This window comes from Streptomyces sp. MZ04 (assembly GCF_004684775.1).
In the GTDB taxonomy this organism is placed as follows: domain Bacteria; phylum Actinomycetota; class Actinomycetes; order Streptomycetales; family Streptomycetaceae; genus Streptomyces.
In genome coordinates this window covers 1-17,422 of sequence record NZ_SRIC01000015.1, presented here as the reverse complement: position 1 = coordinate 17,422, position 17,422 = coordinate 1, and the positions used below count along the sequence as shown (strand labels likewise).

The window sequence follows — 17,422 nt, the reverse complement described above, 5'->3', positions numbered from 1 at the left end:
ACTTCGTCTCGACGGCCGGGGGAAGTCCGTCGAGACGAAGTGCCGGGGTTCCAGGAACTACTCCGCGTGCTCAGGCGTCCGGCGGGAAGTGCGAGAGCAGGTCGAAGTAGATGTGGTCCGGTGTGGTGGAGTAGTACGGCGTCAGCAGCTCGTTCCACTGCGCGAAGAACTCCGAGCTCCGGAAGCCCTCGGTGGCGGCGGAATGCGAGGCCCAGGCGACGATCAGCAGGTAGCTGGTGCGGCTGCCGGTCTGGCGCAGCAGGTCCACGAAGAGGCAGCCGTCAGCCTTGACGATGACCTCCTGAGCCGCCTTGAAGGCCTCCTCGAACTTCTCGCTCTGGCCGTCTGCCACGGTGAGCAGCGCGTGTTCGACATTCACTGGGATTCCCCTTGTTCTTGTTGTTCTTGTTGTTCTTGATTCAGTGCTGACCGGAGTGGTGTTGGGGCGTGGTGTCGCGCCTAGACGCTCTCGCCGCTCGGGACGGTGGCCGTCGCGTCTGGAACCTCGCTGCCCTCCACGGCGGGATCAGCGGGCTCACCGCCGCCGCTGGGGCCCTTGCGGAGCTTGACCGCGGACAGGATGACCATCGCGGCGACCAGGGCGCCGATGGTGATGCCGACCGCGCCCATGCCGCTGACGAAGGCCGACCTGGCGCTCTCCACGAGGGCAACGCCCGCGTCGCCGGTCAGCTGGGGGGCGACGGTGATGGCGCCGGCGAGCGAGTCGTTGGCCGCCGTGGCCGCGTCCCCCACCACGCTGGAGGGAACCGCGCCCTCGATGTCGTTGCCGTACACCACCGAGCCGATGCTGCCGAGGCCGGCGACGCCGAGGGCAACACCCAGCTGGGTGCTGGTCTCGGAGGTCGAGGCGGCGGACCCGGCCTTCTCCGGCGGCGCGGAGCCGACGACGATGTCCGTGGTCAGCGCCGACATCGGGCCGATGCCGAAGTAGACGAGAGAGAAGCAGGTGATGACGTAGCCGACGCCCGAGGAGTCGTCCACCTGGGAGAGCATCACGCCGCCGATGACGGTGAACAGCAGGCCGCCGATGATGACGTTGCCGGCGCCCAGCTTCTGCGCCAGGCCCACCGAGGCCATGCCGCTGACGATCACGGATACGGCGGCGGGCAGCAGCCAGAGGCCGGCCCGCATCGGGGACATCCCCTCCACGAGCTGGAGGAACTGGCTGATGGAGAGGGTGATGCCGCCCATCACGGCGGAGCCGATGAGCATGACGGTGAGAGCGGAGGAGAAGGTGCTGTTCTTGAAGGGCGACAGGTCGAGCAGCGGGGAGGGGAGCCGGTTCTGCCGCATCACGAACAGGACGCCGAAGACGACGCCGACCACGAGTGCGCCCAGCGTGAGGAACTCCGGGCCGTCCGCGGCCAGTTCCTTGATGCCGTAGAAGATCGGCATCGTGGTCGCCAGGGACAGCAGGACGCTGCCGAGGTCCACCCGGCCCGCCTCGTCGGAGCGGAACTCGGGCAGCAGGAACGGCCCGGTGAGGAGCAGCACGACCATCACCGGCACGCCGAGCAGGAACACCGAGCCCCACCAGAAGCTGTCGAGCAGCGCGCCACCGGCCAGCGGGCCGACCGCGATGCCGAGCATGAAGGTGCTCATCCAGGCCGCGATGGCCACCGCCCGCTGCGCGGGGTCCTGGAACATGTTCCGGATCAGTCCGAGCGTGGACGGCATCAGGGTGGCGCCGGCGATGCCGAGCAGTGCGCGGGTGGCGATCAGCATCTCCGCGCTGGAGGAGTAGGCGGCGAGGACCGAGGCCACGGCGAAGAGCGAGGCGCCGATCAGCAGCAGCAGACGTCGGCCGATGCGGTCACCGAGCGTTCCCATCGTGACCAGGAAGCCCGCGATCATCAGGGCGTAGATGTCGACGATCCAGAGCTGCTGGGTGCCGCTGGGGTCCAAGTCGGCGCTGATGTGGGGGAGCGCCAGGAAGAGGACACTTGTATCCAGGGACGTCAGCAGGGTCGGCAGGGCCAGCACGGCCAGTCCCAACCATTCCCGCCTTCCAGCCCTCGAGGGGGACCCGGTCGCGGTAGTTTCCATGAGAAAATCCTTCTGTTCCTGTGATCATGCCCGCGTGCAGCGGGGGGGGTGCGGACACCTGGACAGACATGGGGTGTGCCTCCCGGGGGAAGGCGGGCACGTGGGGAGGACGCGGCGCCGTCGTCAAGATGGGAGGTGTAGTTCCCTGGCGCGTGCGACAACTCCCTGGTTACGGGAGCTGTTTGACGGCAGATCACTTCTCTTGCTCATCGGGTACATGTTCTGCGAATCCGAGGAATGACGGAAGAAGGAACTTTCGTGTCACAGAGTTACTCTGATGTATCAGTGCAGGTCATCCACTCGGAGCCCTGCTCATTCCGCGACATCTTTGTCAGCGTCACCGGCAAGTGGAGCGTGCAGATCATCCTGCTCGCGGTCGCTCGCGGCCCGATCCGCTTCACCGAGTTGGAGCGAAGCATTCCCGGCATCAGCCGCCGCATGCTGACGGTGACGCTCCGTCAGCTGGAGCGTAACGGCCTCATCGTCCGCTCCGTCCATCCCACCGTGCCGCCGAAGGTGGAGTACACCGCCAGCGACATGGCCCGGGAGCTCGAGAGCGCCTTCGAGCAGCTCGGTGCATGGGTCGAGCGCCACCAGGACTTCATCGCCGCCGCGCAGGAGGCGTACGACAGTGAACGCGTCGGAGTCGCCGCGTCCTGAGAGTCCTAAGGGGGTCTGGGTAAGGGGGTCCTGAGCAACTATCAGGGGTTGGCATTAGGGGTTTGTCCGACTTAGCGTGCCGCGAACATGCTGAGTTGGAAGGAAGACCGGTGAACGCAGCCCCGACTTTTCTCACGCTTCTCGAATCCGGGCGGCTCCGATGGGATGTGCTGCGGCCATTTCCCGAACAGGCGGAGTCGGACCGGAGAACCGGTGACGAACTCGCGGCAGAGCTCGCGGCGTTCGTCGGTGACCGGGTGGATCCGGAGGAGATCGACCGGACGGCGGAGTTACCCGACGGTCTCCTCGCCGACCTGCGCGACCACGGCTACTTCCGGCTGGTCAACGACGCCGGTCTCGGCGGCCGTGGTCTGTCGGCGTACAACACCTTCCGCGCGGTGGAGCGCGTCGCGGCGGACTCCGTCGCCGTCGGTCAAGTGCTCGCCATCCAGAACGCCGTCGGCGCCCCCGCGCTGCTGGCCGCGCTCCCCGAGGGCCCGCTGCGCGAGATGGTCGCGAGCCGCGTCGCCGCCGGCACCATCTCGGCGTTCGCCGGCACCGAGTTGCAGGGCGCCAACAACACCTGGCCGGGCCTGACCGCCACGCCCACCGAGGACGGATCGGCGTACCTCCTCAACGGCGAGAAGGTGTTCATCGGGAACGGCGACGTGGCCGATCTGGTCGCGATCCTGGCGACGGTGGTGGAGGGGGGCAGCCGCCGCATGGCGGTGTGCTTCCTCGACGCGGACACTCCCGGCTTCTCCGTCGCCGCGCGGCTGCGGTTCATGGGCAGCAAGGGCCTGCCGAACGCCGGGCTGCGCTGTGCGGACGTGCGCGTGCCCCGGGAACATGTGCTGCTCGGCGACCCCGACGTGCCCGGCTTCCCGCCGCCGATCGGCGCGATCGCGCTGCAGAGCGCCCTGTTCTTCAACGCCGCCCCCGCCATGGCGATCGCCCGCCAATGTCTGGCGGCATCGGCGGAGTTCGTGGCGCGCCGCAGCGTCAACGGCCGGGCGCTGGGTGACTACGACCTGATCCAGCGGCTGGTGTCCCGGACAGCGGCGGACGTGTACGCGATGGACACCGTGGTGCGCTGGTGCCTGCTGGACGCCGGCCTTGCGGACCGGTGGTTCGAGCGGGTCGTGACCAAGAACCTCGCCACCGTGACCGCGTGGCGGATCGCCGACCGTACCGTGTCGCTGCTGGGCGGCGAGGGGTTCGAGACAGCGGCCAGCAAGCGCGAGCGGGGCGCGGCGCCGCTGCCCGTGGAGCGTCTGCTGCGGGATGCCCGGGGGCCGCGGATCTCGGGCAACATCGACTTCCTGCTCGACATGCAGGCGGCCCAGCGGCTGTTGGCGCACCTGGCCGCCCGCCCCGGGAGTGCCGCCGATGAGCCCGCCGACACCTCCGACGCCACCGGCGCCGACCTTTCCCCCGCCAACCGCCGCCACTTGGACGCGGCGGCCCAGGGCATACGCCGTCTGCACCGCGCCCTCACCACCCTCGCCGCCCGCCACTCCCCTGCCGAGGAGCTGTTCGCCCGGCAGGAGCCGCTGCGGGTGCTCGGCCGGATCTCCGCCGAGCTGTTCGCCCTGTGCGCCGTACTGGCCCGCACGGAGGGCTTCACCGACAGGGAGGCCGGCTCCCGCCAGGAGCTGGCGGACGTCTTCTGCACCGGGGCCCGCCACCGCGTCGCCGGGCTGTGGCGCCGCCTGGCTGCCACGGAGACCCAGGAACCCGACCACGCCAAGCTCAGCCGCACCCTGCTCGGCGGCTCCGACCTGGCCTCGCTCACCCGTCCCTGAACCCCACAGCCCCAGCCACGACTCCAAGGGAGATCCCCTCCGATGTCCGACAGTGCCATCGACCAGCTGCCGCCCGTGCTCAAAGGGTTCGACCTGACCGACCACGCCAGGTTCGCCACCATCGACGAGGGCTTCCCGTACGAGCTCTTCTCCCGGCTGCGCCGTGAGGCTCCCGTGCTCTTCCATCCCCCCGGCCAGACCGCCGACCAGGAGGGCTTCTGGGTGGTCAGCCGCCACGCCGACATCGCCGCTGTGGCCTGCGACCCGGACACCTTCTCCGCTCGGGGCGGCGGCGGCCGTTCCGGCGGCGGCTCCGCGCTGGACGACATCCCCGACGGCGACCGGTCCGGGGCGATGGTCGCGATGCAGGACAACCCGCGCCACCACCTGCTGAAGGAGCTGCTGGCGCCGGCCGTGGCCAACAGGGTCGCCGCCGTCCTGGAGGCGGACCTGCGGGCCAACGCGGCCCGTCTTGTGGACCAGGCCGTGGCGCGCGGCGCCTGCGACTTCGCCGACGACATCACCGAGCCCTACTCCTACCGCAGCATGGCCGTGCTGCTCGGCGTGCCCGACGAGGACCAGGCGAAGCTCGCCGACTGGGCCCACCGTTCCGTCGGCTTCATCGACCGCCGCACGGGCGTGCCGACCGAGAGCTCCAAGGAGGACATCCTCGCCACCCAGCAGTACGTGCGCGAGCTGATCCAGCGAAAGCAGTCCGCCCCCGAGGAGGACCTGACCTCGATCCTTGCGGTCGGCGAGCTGCCCGAGGAGGCGATAGCCAAGGGCGAGCCTCCGCTGAGCGACCACGAGCGGTTCGCCAACGTCCTGCTGCTGCTCCTCACCGGCGCCGAGCAGCCGCGGAACACCATCTCCCGGGGCGTGCTGACGCTGGCTCACCACCCCGAGCAGTGGCAGGCGCTGCGCGAGGACCGCAGCCTGGTCCCGGGCGCCATCGAGGAGCTGCTGCGCTTCGCCCCGCCCAACCAGTACAACCGGCGCACCGCCACCGTCGACGCGCGCATCGGCGACACCGAGATCCGCGCCGGCGAAAAGGTCTCGCTGTGGTGGCCGTCGGCCAACCGCGACGAGGAAGTCTTCGACGACCCCGCGCGCTTCGACATCCGCAGGACCAGCAACCCGCACATGTCGTTCGGCCACGGCAACCACTACTGCCTGGGCAGCGATGTGGCCCGGCTCCAGATCCGGCTGCTCCTTGAGGAACTGCTGGAGTCGGTGGCGGAGATCCGCCTGGCGGGAAAGGTCACCTACCAGCCCTGGAACAAGCACACCATTGTTCTCGACATGCCCGTGGAGCTGATACCCGCGGGCGCCTGACCCCTTTTCTGAATTGGACCCCTCAGAACCCCTTATTCGCCCCCCCTAGGGGCGGATGAGGGGTTCTCTTCGTAGGGGCGAATGAGGGCCCTTTCGTAGGGGCGAATGAGGGGTTCCCTTCCGGAGATTCACGTTCTTAGAGTTCTGTCAGCACTCGAAGGAATCCGAGAAAACACACAAAGACCCGGAAGACAGACCCGGAAGACCGAGACCCGGAAACGAAAAGGAAACAGCATGGATTCGCTGGCCGAGGCCGTGGTCGCGGGCGCGTCCCCCGAGCGGCTCGAGCAGGAGCCGCTGCCCACCCACTACACCGCTGCCCACACCCGGGTCGAGGACGTGGATCTGTTCGGCGGCACCCAGGACCGCGACGTCCGCAAGTCGCTGCACGTCGGCGCCGTGCCCCTGCCGAGCCTGGCGCCCGACGAGGTGCTGGTGGCGGTGATGGCCAGCTCCATCAACTTCAACACCGTCTGGTCGGCCACCTTCCAGCCGGTCTCGACCTTCGACTTCCTCAAGCGGTACGCGCGTCAGGGCGGCCACGCCGCCCGCCACGACCTGCCGTACCACGTCCTCGGCTCCGACGCGGCCGGCGTCATCGTCCGCGTCGGCGAGGGCGTACGCCGCTGGGCCGTCGGCGACCACGTGGTCGCCTCCTGCACCCACGTGGACGACCAGGAGCCCGCCACCCACTCCGACGGCATGCTCGGCGCCGAGCAGCGCATCTGGGGCTACGAGACCAACTTCGGAGGCCTGGCCCACTACACCGTGGTCCGCGCCAGCCAGCTGCTGCCCAAGGCGCCCCACCTCACCTGGGAGGAGGCGGCCAGCATGCCGCTGTGCGCCGGCACCTCCTACCGGATGCTGGTCGGCGAGCGCGGCGCCCGCATGAAGCAGGGCGACATCGTCCTCATCTGGGGCGCCACGGGCGGCCTCGGGGCGTACGCCGTGCAGCTGGTGAAGAACGGCGGCGGCATCCCCGTCGGCGTCGTCTCCTCCGAATCCAAGGCGGAGTTGCTGCGGCGCCTCGGCTGCGACGTGGTGATCAACCGCGCCGACATCGGCATGGGCGGCGACGGCGCCCCCGGACCCGAGCAGACGATCGAGCTCGGCAAACGCCTGGGCCGAGCCATCCGCCGCGAGCTGGGCGAGGACCCGCACATCGTCTTCGACTTCATCGGCCAGGCCACGTTCGGCACCTCCGTCTTCGTCGTACGCCGCGGCGGCACCGTCGTCACCTGCGGCTCGAGCACCGGCTACCAGCACTCCTACGACAACCGCTACCTGTGGATGAACCTCAAGCGGATCATCGGCAGCCACTCCGCCAACCTCCAGGAGGCGTCGGAGTGCAACCGCCTGGCGAGCATGGGCCGGCTGCAGCCGGTGCTTTCGGCCGTCCACCCGCTGGACGACGTCGCCGAGGCCACCCGGCAGGTGCAGCTCAACCGGCACACCGGCAAGGTCGGCGTGCTCTGCCTGGCGCCGGAGCCGGGCCTGGGCGTCACCGACGCTGCCCACCGCGCCCGCATCGGCGAGGACCGCATCAACCCGATGCGCCAACCCGCGGCAGTCACCGCGTAATACCGCCCGCCGCCCTACCGCCCTCCTCATGAAAGGCGTACTCGACGGTGCCCGAATTCTCCGCCGGAATACTCGCCACCGGCTCCTACCTGCCCAAGGAAGAAGTGGGCAACGACGAGCTGGCCGAGCGGGCCGGCACCACACCCGAGTGGATCGAGCGCAAGACACAGATCCTCACCCGGCGTTATGCCGCCCCCGACGAGGCCGTGTCCGACCTCGCCGCCAAGGCCGCCGAGAACGCGCTCGACCAGGCCGGAATCGCCGCCGACGAGATCGACTACATCATCGTCTCCACCTCCACCGGCGACTCCCCCTCCCCACCCACCGCCAACCTCGTCCAGGACCGCCTCGGCGCCTACAACGCCGCCTGCTTCGACCTCAACGTCGTCTGCGCCGGCTTCGTCTACGGCCTGGCCCTGGCCCGCAGCCTCGTCACCCTCTACCCCGGCGCGAAGGTGCTGGTGCTGGCCTCCGAGGTCTACTCCCGCATCCTCGACTTCTCCGACCGCCGCACCTCCGTCCTCTTCGCCGACGGTGCCGCCGCCGCCATCGTCGGCCAGGTCGCCCGCCCCTACGGCTTCATCGACGTAGAGCTCGCCAGCCGCGGCGAGGGACACCACCTCATCGGCGTCGCGGCGGGCGGCAGCCGCAAGCCGTCCTCCCACGCGACCGTCGAGGCGGGCGAGCACTTCTTCCGCATGGAGGGCCGCGCCGTCAGCGACTTCGTGATGGAGCAGGTGCCGATCAACCTGGAGCGCCTGTCCGACCGCACCGGCGTGTCCCTCGACACCGTCGACCACTTCATCCCGCACCAGGGCAACGGCGTACTCCTGGGGAAGCTCGCGGAGAAGCTGGGTCTGGAGCGCGCCCGTACCCACGTCACCGTCGACCGGTACGGCAACGTCGGCAGCGCCTCCATCCCCGTCACCCTCGACGACGCCAACCGCTCCGGCCACCTCAAGGACGGCGACCTGGTGCTGATCTCCGGGTTCGGCGGCGGCCTGTCCCTCGGCTCCTGCCTGCTGCGCTGGGCGGTGGCGCCGTGAGTGACGCCCTGTCAGAGGCGGTGCTCGCGGGCGCGCCGGGGGACACCCTCGAACGCCTGCCGCTGCCCTCGCACTACACCGCGGCCCACACCCGCGTCGAGGACGTCGGCACCTTCGCCGGCATGTCGGCGACCGACGACAAGGACGTCCGCAAGACCCTCCACGTCGGGCCCGTGCCGATGCCGAGCCTGGCGCCCGACGAGGTGCTGATCGCGGTGCTGGCCAGCTCCATCAACTACAACGCCGTCTGGTCGGCCACCTTCCACCCGCTGCCCACCTTCGACTTCCTCAAGCGCTACGCCCGCCAGGGCGGTTACGCCGCCCGCCACGACCTGCCGTACCACCAGCTCGGCTCCGACGCGGCCGGCGTCATCGTCCGCGCCGGCGAGGGCGTACGCCGCTGGGCCGTCGGCGACCACGTCGTCGTCTCCGCGGTGCAGGTGGACGACCAGGAGCCCGCCACCCACTCCGACGGCATGCTCGGCGCCGGGCAGTGGGCCTGGGGCTACGAGACCAACTTCGGCGGCCTGGCGCACTACTGCGTGGTGCGCGCCAGTCAGCTGCTTCCCAAGGCCGCCCACCTCACCTGGGAAGAGGCCGCCTGCCTCGCCCAGTGCGCCGGCACCTCCTACCGGATGCTCGTCGGCGAGCGCGGCGCCCGCATGAAGCAGGGCGACATCGTCCTCATCTGGGGGGCCACCGGCGGCCTCGGCGTCTTCGCCACCCAACTGGTGAAGAACGGCGGCGGCATCCCCGTCGGCGTCGTCTCCTCCGACGCCAAGGCCCGCATCGCCCGCCGACTTGGCTGCGAGGTGGTGATCAACCGTTCGGAGATCGGCATGGCGGGCAACGAGGCCCCCAGCCCCGAGCGCACCATCGAGCTCGGCAAACGCCTGGGCCGCATCATCCGCCGCGAGCTGGGCGAAGACCCGCACATCGTCTTCGACAACAACGGCCAGGCCACGTTCGGCATTTCGGTCTTCGTCGTACGCCGCGGCGGCACCGTCGTCACCTGCGGCTCGAGCACCGGCTACCAGCACTCCTACGACAACCGCTACCTGTGGATGAACCTCAAGCGGATCATCGGCAGCCACGCGGCCAACCTCCAGGAGCAGGCGGAGTGCAACCGCCTGGCGGACATCGGCGCGATCCTGCCGGTCACCTCCGCCGTCCATCCGCTGGACGACCTGGCCGAGGCCACGCGGCAGGTGCAGCTCAACAGCCACTGGGGCAAGGTCGGCGTCCTGTGCCTGGCGCCCGAAGCCGGCCTCGGTGTCACCGACCCCGAACGCCGCGCCCGCATCGGCGAAGAGAACTTCTCCTTCAACTGACCCGAAAGGTGTGCCAGACGGTGGCCGAACACGCCCCACTCGCTGACAGCCCGGTCGGCATCCTCGCGACCGGCTTGTACGTACCCAAGGACGAGGCCGGCAACGACGAGGTCGCCGCACGCGCCGCCACCACCCCCGAGTGGATCGAGCGCAAGACGCAGATCCTCACCCGGCGCTGGGCCGCGCCCGACGAGGCGGCCTCCGATCTCGCCGCCAGGGCGGCCGAGGACGCCCTCGACCGGGCCGGGATCGGTGCCGACCGCATCGACTACATCATCGTCTCCACCGGCACCGGCGACTCGCCGCAGCCGCCCACCTCCTGCCTGGTGCAGAACGCCATCGACGCGCCCAACGCCGCCTGCTTCGACATCTCCGTCGCCTGCAGCGGCTTCGTCTACGGCCTTGAGCTGGCCCGCGGCCTGCTGCGGTCCCGCCCCGGCAGCCTCGCCCTGGTCATCTCCTCCGAGGTCTACTCCCGCTTCGCCGACTTCACCGACCGCCGCACCTCGGTGCTCCTTGGCGACGGCGCGGCCGCCGCCGTGGTCGGCGAGGTGCCCGACGGCTACGGCATGCTCGCGTTCGACCTCTCCAGCCGGGGTGACGCCGCCCACCTGCTGCGGATCGACGCCGGCGGCAGCCGCCTGCCCGCCTCGCACAAAACGGTCGACGACGGCGACCACTTCGTCCGCATGGACGGCCGGGCCGTGCGGGACTTCGTGATGGAGAACGTGCCGCCGGTGGTGGCGCGCCTGGCCGGGAGGGCCGACGTCGCTCTCGCGGACGTCGACCACTTCGTGCCGCACCAGCCCAACGGCGTGCTGCTGCACCAGCTTTCCCTCGCCACCGGCCTGCCCCGGGCGCGCACGCACCGCACGGTCGAGCGGTACGCCAACGTCGGCAGCGCCTCGGTGCCGCTGACGCTCGCCGACGCCGACCAGGCAGGACATCTGAAGGACGGCGACCTGGTGATGCTCATGGGCTTCGGCGGCGGCATGGCCGTCGGCGGCTGCCTGGTGCGCTGGACCACCGCCGCGACCAGCAAGGACAGGAGTGATGCCGCGTGAACGCGAACGCCCCGCTGGCCATGGAGGCCATCGACATCGAGCGGGTCGGCGTCATCGGCTGCGGCCTGATGGGCTCGGGCGTCGCCGAGGTGTGCGCCCTGGCCGACCGCGACGTCACCGTCGTCGTCTCCCGCCCCGCCTCCGCCGACGCCGGCCGCGGCCGCATCCGCCACTCCCTCGAACGCGCCCTCGGCAAGGGCCGTATCACCGAGGAGCAGCGCGCCGCCGCCCTGGAGCGCATCTCCTTCACCACCGAGCTGACCGACCTGGCCGACCACACGCTCGTCATCGAGAGCGTCCGCGAACACGAGCCCACCAAGCGGGACCTCTTCACCGCGCTGGACTCCATCGTCACCGACCCGGACGCCATCCTGGCGACCAACACCTCGTCCATCCCCATCACCCGCCTGGGCCGCGCCACCAGCAGGCCGAGCCACGTCATCGGCACGCACTTCTTCAGCCCGGTGCCCGCCATGCCGCTGGTCGAGCTGATCGGCTCGCTCGCCACCGACGAGAAGGTCTACGAGCGGACGCGGGCGTTCGTCGAGGTCGTCCTCGGCAAGCAGGTGATCCGCTCCTCCGACCGCAGCGGCTTCGTCATCAACGCGCTGATCATCCCGTACCTGCTCTCCGCGATCCGCATGGTGGAATCCGGCTTCGCCACGCCGGAAACCATCGACAGGGGCATGGTGTTGGGCTGCTCCCACCCGCACGGCCCGCTGCGTCTGACGGACCTGGTGGGCCTGGACACGGTCGCCGACGTCGCCGCCGCGCTCTACGCGGAGTTCAAGGAGCCCCTGTACGCCCCGCCCCCGCTGCTGCTGCGCATGGTCGAGGGCGGGTTCCACGGCAAGAAGGCCGGCCGCGGCTTCTACGAATACGTGTGACGAGAGAAGAGGACGTCAGGTGCACGCGAACCCCGCGATGACGGAGCACGCCATCACCCCCAACGCCATCGCGATCGTCGGGATGTCCTGCCGGTTTCCCGGGGCGGCGAATCCGGCGGAGTTCTGGCGGCTGCTGAGCGGCGGCGGCGAGGCGGTGACGGGACCGCCCGCCGGGCGCCCCGAACTCGCCGCTGCCGGCGAGGAGATCAGAGGCGGTTTCCTGCCCGGCATCGACGCCTTCGACCCGGGGTTCTTCGGCATCTCCCCCCGCGAGGCGAGGTCGATGGACCCGCAGCAGCGGCTCACGCTGGAGCTGGCGTGGGAGGCGCTGGAGGACGCCGGGATCGTCCCTGAGCGGCGGCGTTCCACCGCGACCGGTGTCTTCGTCGGCGCCGTCTGGGACGACTACGCCAAGCTGGCCCACGCGTACGGCGCCCCCGCGCTCACCCACACCACCATGACCGGGGTCAGCCGCGGCATCATCGCCAACCGCGTCTCGTACACCCTGGGCCTGACCGGCCCCAGCATGGTGGTCGACACCGCCCAGTCCTCCTCCCTGGTCGCCGTGCACCTGGCCTGCCAGAGCCTGTTGAGCGGCGAGTCCGAGCTGGCCCTCGCGGGCGGCGTCAGCCTCACCCTCACGCCCGAGGGCTTCGCCGTCGCCGAGCGGTTCGGGGCGCTGTCGCCCGAGGGCCGCACCTACACCTTCGACGCCCGCGCGGACGGGTTCGTACGCGGTGAGGGCGGCGGCATGGTGGTCCTGAAGCCCCTCGCCCGCGCCCTGGCCGACGGCGACCGCGTGGACGGCGTCATCCTCGGCGGCGCCGTCAACAACGACGGCGGCGGCGACAACCTCACCGCCCCGCACGGCGCCGCCCAGCGCGAGGTGCTGCGCCGCGCCTACGAGCGGGCCGGGGCCGACCCGGGCGCCGTCGACTTCGTCGAACTGCACGGCACCGGCACGCCCGTCGGCGACCCCGTCGAGGCCGGAGCCCTCGGCGCGGTCCTCGGCGCCGCGCGGCCCGCCGGCGCCGAGCCGCTGCTCGTCGGCTCCGTGAAGACCAACATCGGCCACCTGGAGGGCGCGGCGGGCATCGCCGGACTCATCAAGGCAACGCTGTGCCTGCGAGAGCGTGCCCTCGCTCCGAGCCTCAACTACCGCTCCCCCAACCCCGCCATCGCGCTGGACGAGCTGCGGCTGCGCGTCAACGACGCGCTCACCCCGCTGGCGGGCGAACCGCTGGGGGGCGTCAGCTCGTTCGGCATGGGCGGCACCAACTGCCACCTCGTGCTCGGCGCCGCTCCCGAGCCGGCGCGCGAGCCCGCGCCGCGCACCACGCCGACGCCCACGCCCACGCCCGTCCTGCTGTCCGCCCAGAGCGAGGCCGCGCTGCGCGACCAGGCCGAGCGGCTCCTGACCCACCTGCAGGGCAACCCCGGCCTGCCGCTGCCGGAGGTGGCGCGCGCCCTGGCCACCACCCGCACCCACTTCCGGCACCGCGCCGCGTTCCTCACCGAGGGCGGGGACCAGGTCGCCGCCCTCGGCACGCTGGCCGCCCTGGCCGGGGGCCACCCCGCCCCCCGCGTCACGTTCGGCACGGCCACCCCGCCGCACGACGCGGGCAGGCTGGCGTTCCTCTTCTCGGGCCAGGGCAGCCAGCGCGCGGGCATGGGCCAGGAGTTGTACGGGGCGTTCCCGGCGTTCGCCGCCGCCCTCGACGCCGTCTGCGAGCGGTTGGACCCCGAGCTCGATCCCGGACTCGGCCACTCGCTGCGCGAGGTGATGTTCGCCGCGCAGGACTCGCGGCTCGCCGGGCTGATCGACCGGACCCGCTACACCCAGGCCGCGCTCTTCGCCTTCGAGGTCGCGCTGTTCCGGCTCCTCGAGGAGTGGGGCCTGGCACCCGATCTGCTCATCGGCCACTCCATCGGCGAGATCGCCGCCGCCCACGTCGCCGGGGTCCTCTCGCTGGACGATGCCTGCACCCTGGTCGCGGCGCGCGGCCGCCTGATGCAGGAACTGCCCGACGGCGGCGCCATGGTGGCCGTTCAGGCGTCCGAGGCCGAGCTGCTGTCCAGCCTGTCCGCGCTGTCCTCCCTGGGCGAGGGCGCCACGCTCGCGGCCGTCAACGGGCCCAGCTCCTGCGTCGTCTCCGGCGACGAGGCGGCGGTGCTTGCGGTGGAGGAGGAATGGCGCGGCCGGGGCCGCAAGACGCGCCGGCTGACGGTCAGTCACGCGTTTCACTCCCCGCACATGGACGGCATGCTGACGGAGTTCCGCCGCGTCGCGGAGGGCCTGACCTACCTGCCGCCGCGCACCCCTCTGGTGTCGAACCTCACCGGCGGCCTGCTGGGCGCGGACGAGGTCGACGCCGACTACTGGGTGCGGCACGTGCGGGAGAGCGTCCGCTTCCTGGACGGCGTACGCAGCCTGGAGGAACAGGGCGCGAGCCGCTACCTGGAGATCGGCCCGGACGCGGCGCTGACCCCCATGGCCCGCGACAGCCTGACCGGGCGGAGCGACACCAAGCCGGTGCTGGCAGCCACCCAGCGCCGCAGCCGCCCCGAGGTCTCGGCGCTCCTCGCCGCCCTGACCCGCCTGCACGCGGACGGCACCCCCTTCGACTGGTCGGGCCCCCTGGGCCGCGCCACCGGCCGCACCTCACTGCCGACATACGCCTTCCAGCGCAAGCGCTACTGGCTGCAAGGGCAAGGCACTTGGCCCGACACCATGTCCGGGTCGGGGGCCGAGACCACGCGCGGGTCGGAGGCCGAGACCATGTCCGGGCCGGAGGCCGAGGTCACACGCGGGCCGGAGGCCGAGGTCACACGCGGGCCGGAGGCCGAGGTCACACGCGGGCCAGAGGCCGAGGTCACACGCGGGCCAGAGGCCGAGGTCACACGCGGGCCAGAGGCCGAGGTCACACGCGGGCCAGAGGCCGAGGTCACACGCGGGCCGGAGGCCGAGGGCACACGCGGGCCGGAGGCCGAGGTCACGCGCGGGCCGGAGGTGGGAGCGGCACATGCGCCGCAGACGCAGCCCTCGCCCGGGTCGGGTGTCGTGCCCGGTCCGGAGGCGGAGCCGCAGCGCGTGCCGGAGGCGGCTGGGCAGCCGGGCTCCAGGGCCGCGCGCACGCCGGAGGCGGCGGCCGCGCTCGCGTCACCTGACGGGACGGTGCTCGCGCCGTCGCCCGAGGCGGCACGCGGGCCGCGGGCCGAGGACGTACCGGATGCCGAGGCCGTGCCGGAGGCGCCGGACGTGGACCTCGCCGGAATCGTGCTCGGCGAGGTGGCGGCCGTGCTGGAGGCCGACTCGGTTCAGGAGATCGACTCCCGGCGTTCGTTCAAGGACCTCGGGTTCGACTCGATGACCGGGGTCGAGCTGCGCGAGCGGCTGAGCGAGGCGTTGGGCAGGCCGCTGCCGACGACCCTCGTCTTCGACCACCCCTCCCCCGAGGCGGTCATCGACTTCCTGGGCGGCGGGGGCACCGCCCCGACCCCGGCCGGCGCCCCCGCCCGGCCGGCGGCCGACGCGGACGAGCCGATCGCCATCGTCGCCATGGGGTGCCGCTACCCGGGCGGAGTGCGCTCCCCCGAGGACCTGTGGCGGGTCGTCGCCGAAGGCCGCGATGTCATCGGCCCGTTCCCGACCGACCGTGGCTGGGACCTCGAGGGGCTGTACGACCCGGAGGGCCGGCAGCCCGGCAAGCACTACGTCCGTGAGGGCGGTTTCCTCCACGACGCCCCCGCCTTCGACGCCGACTTCTTCGGGATCTCGCCCCGCGAGGCCCTCGCGATGGACCCGCAGCAGCGGCTCCTCCTCGAGACCACCTGGGAGGCCATCGAGCGCGCCGGCATCGACCCGACCGCCCTGCGCTCCACCCCCACCGGCGTCTATGTCGGCACCACCTTCCAGGACTACGGGCCGCGCCTGCACGAGGGAACGCAGGCCACCGAGGGCTACCTGATGACCGGCTCCACCCCCAGCGTCGCCTCGGGCCGCATCGCGTACTCCCTGGGTCTCGAAGGCCCGGCGCTGACGGTGGACACCGCCTGTTCGGCCTCGCTGGTGGCGCTGCACCTGGCCTGCCAGGCGCTGCGGCAGGGCGAGTGCACCCTGGCCGTGGCCGGCGGCGTGACCGCCATGTCCACCCCCGGGATCTTTGTCGAGCTCACCCGCCAGCGCGCCCTGTCGGCCGACGGCCGCTGCCGCTCCTTCGCCGCCGACGCCAACGGCACCGGCTGGTCGGAGGGCGTGGGGATGCTGGTCCTCGAGCGTCTTTCGGACGCCCGGCGGAACGGGCACGAAGTGCTGGCGGTGGTGCGCGGCTCGGCGGTCAATCAGGACGGTGCGAGCAACGGCCTGACCGCCCCCAACGGCCCGGCGCAGCAGCGCGTCATCCGCGCCGCCCTGGCCAACGCCCGCCTGGAAGCGCGAGATGTCGACGCCGTAGAGGCCCACGGCACCGGCACACCGCTCGGCGACCCGATCGAGGCCAACGCCCTGCTCGCCACCTACGGCCAGGACCGCCCCGCCGAACGGCCGCTGCGGCTGGGCTCCATCAAGTCCAACATCGGCCACACCCAGGCCGCCGCCGGAGTCGCCGGCGTCATCAAAATGGTGATGGCCATGCGCCACGGCACCCTGCCCAAGACACTGCACGCGGACGAGCCGACACCGCAGGTCGACTGGTCGGCCGGGGCTGTCAGCCTGCTGACGGAGGCGCAGCCGTGGGAGCGGAACGGCCACCCGCGCCGCGTCGGTGTCTCCTCGTTCGGCATCAGCGGGACCAACGCCCACGCCGTCATCGAGGAGTTCACGGAGACCGGGGAGGCCGAGCCGGTCCTGTCGGAGTCGCCGGTCGAGGAGGCGGGCGCGCACCTGTTCCTGCTGTCAGCGCGTACGCCGGAGGCACTGCGCGCTCGAGCCGCCGGGCTCGCGGCTCACCTGCTGGAACGCCCCGACCTGAAGCTTGTCGAGGTGGCGCGGGCGTTGGCGGTGACCAGAACGGCGTTCGACGAACGCGCCGGCATCGTCGCCGAAACCCGCGACCAACTCCTGACCGCACTCACCGCACTGACACAAGGACGCGAACACCCCGCCCTCACCACCGGCACCCTCGACCCAGACCGCGGCAAAACCGTCTTCATCCTCCCCGGCCAAGGCTCCCAATGGCCCGGCATGGCACAAGAACTGGCCGCCACACTCCCCGCCTTCCACACCCACCTCCACGAGACCGCCGCCGCCGTCGAAGCACACGTCAACTGGAAGATCACCGACGTCCTGGACAACCCCACCGCACTGGAGAACATCTCCATCCTCCAACCCACCCTCTTCACCATCCACACCGCCCTCGCCAAAACCTGGATCACCCACGGCCTGAACCCCGACGCCCTCATCGGCCACTCCCAAGGCGAAATAGCCGCCGCCCACCTCGCCGGAGCCCTCACCCTCCACGACGCCGCACGCATCATCGTCCGCCGCTCCCACCTCTTCCACCAACACCTCACCGGCACCGGCGCCATCGCCGCCACCGACCTCTCCCCCACCGACCTCACCCCCTACCCTGTCTGTTATACACATCTCCGAGCCCACCAGACGCTCATGAAACTACAATGTATTTTTTTTAGCCATATTTCCCCTTC

Annotated in this window: 11 protein-coding genes; 9 read left to right on the top strand and 2 right to left on the bottom strand. The window is 71.3% G+C overall.

Features of this window, described 5'->3' with window-relative positions:
• Positions 1-70 precede the first annotated feature (70 nt).
• Positions 71-379, bottom strand: coding sequence for an antibiotic biosynthesis monooxygenase family protein (locus tag E2651_RS05765; protein ID WP_167828704.1), 309 nt, complete (start codon positions 377-379; stop codon positions 71-73).
• A gap of 80 nt (positions 380-459) precedes the next feature.
• Positions 460-2,016 (bottom strand): MFS transporter, encoded by a 1,557-nt coding sequence (locus E2651_RS05760; RefSeq protein ID WP_245238593.1) that lies wholly within the window; start codon positions 2,014-2,016, stop codon positions 460-462.
• Between the two features lie 309 nt (positions 2,017-2,325).
• Here E2651_RS05760 and E2651_RS05755 point away from each other — a divergent pair, with 309 nt between their 5' ends.
• From E2651_RS05755 to E2651_RS45110, 9 genes are all read left to right on the top strand, one after another.
• Positions 2,326-2,727 (top strand): helix-turn-helix domain-containing protein, encoded by a 402-nt coding sequence (locus E2651_RS05755; RefSeq protein ID WP_209446078.1) that lies wholly within the window; start codon positions 2,326-2,328, stop codon positions 2,725-2,727.
• 110 nt (positions 2,728-2,837) lie between these two features.
• Complete coding sequence (locus tag E2651_RS05750) at positions 2,838-4,532, top strand: acyl-CoA dehydrogenase family protein (protein WP_135329889.1); 1,695 nt, start codon at positions 2,838-2,840, stop codon at positions 4,530-4,532.
• A gap of 42 nt (positions 4,533-4,574) precedes the next feature.
• Positions 4,575-5,867 (top strand): cytochrome P450, encoded by a 1,293-nt coding sequence (locus tag E2651_RS05745; protein WP_135329888.1) that lies wholly within the window; start codon positions 4,575-4,577, stop codon positions 5,865-5,867.
• 234 nt (positions 5,868-6,101) lie between these two features.
• A complete protein-coding gene (gene ccrA / locus E2651_RS05740) occupies positions 6,102-7,448 on the top strand; it encodes a crotonyl-CoA carboxylase/reductase (RefSeq protein WP_135329887.1) in 1,347 nt (448 codons plus the stop codon).
• Positions 7,449-7,495: 47 nt separating this feature from the next.
• A complete protein-coding gene (locus E2651_RS05735; RefSeq protein WP_135329886.1) occupies positions 7,496-8,494 on the top strand; it encodes a ketoacyl-ACP synthase III in 999 nt (332 codons plus the stop codon).
• Positions 8,491-9,825 (top strand): crotonyl-CoA carboxylase/reductase, encoded by a 1,335-nt coding sequence (gene ccrA, locus E2651_RS05730; protein ID WP_245238592.1) that lies wholly within the window; start codon positions 8,491-8,493, stop codon positions 9,823-9,825. Before E2651_RS05735 ends, ccrA (E2651_RS05730) begins: the two co-directional genes overlap by 4 nt.
• 20 nt (positions 9,826-9,845) lie before the next feature.
• Positions 9,846-10,889, top strand: coding sequence for a ketoacyl-ACP synthase III (locus E2651_RS05725; RefSeq protein WP_135329885.1), 1,044 nt, complete (start codon positions 9,846-9,848; stop codon positions 10,887-10,889).
• A gap of 20 nt (positions 10,890-10,909) precedes the next feature.
• On the top strand, positions 10,910-11,776 hold the full coding sequence (locus E2651_RS05720) for a 3-hydroxybutyryl-CoA dehydrogenase (RefSeq protein WP_135329926.1): 867 nt from the start codon (positions 10,910-10,912) through the stop codon (positions 11,774-11,776).
• A 37-nt stretch (positions 11,777-11,813) separates the two neighbouring features.
• The coding region (locus E2651_RS45110) for a type I polyketide synthase (protein WP_245238595.1) at positions 11,814-17,422 on the top strand (5,609 nt) is incomplete at its 3' end.

What these genes read in the sequence shown, in the direction of transcription:
- ccrA (WP_135329887.1), top strand. Translation starts at nt 6,102, where the DNA reads ATGGATTCGCTGGCCGAGGCCGTGGTCGCGGGCGCGTCCCCCGAGCGG.
- E2651_RS05745 (WP_135329888.1), top strand. Translation starts at nt 4,575, where the DNA reads ATGTCCGACAGTGCCATCGACCAGCTGCCGCCCGTGCTCAAAGGGTTC.
- E2651_RS05720 (WP_135329926.1), top strand. Translation starts at nt 10,910, where the DNA reads ATGGAGGCCATCGACATCGAGCGGGTCGGCGTCATCGGCTGCGGCCTG.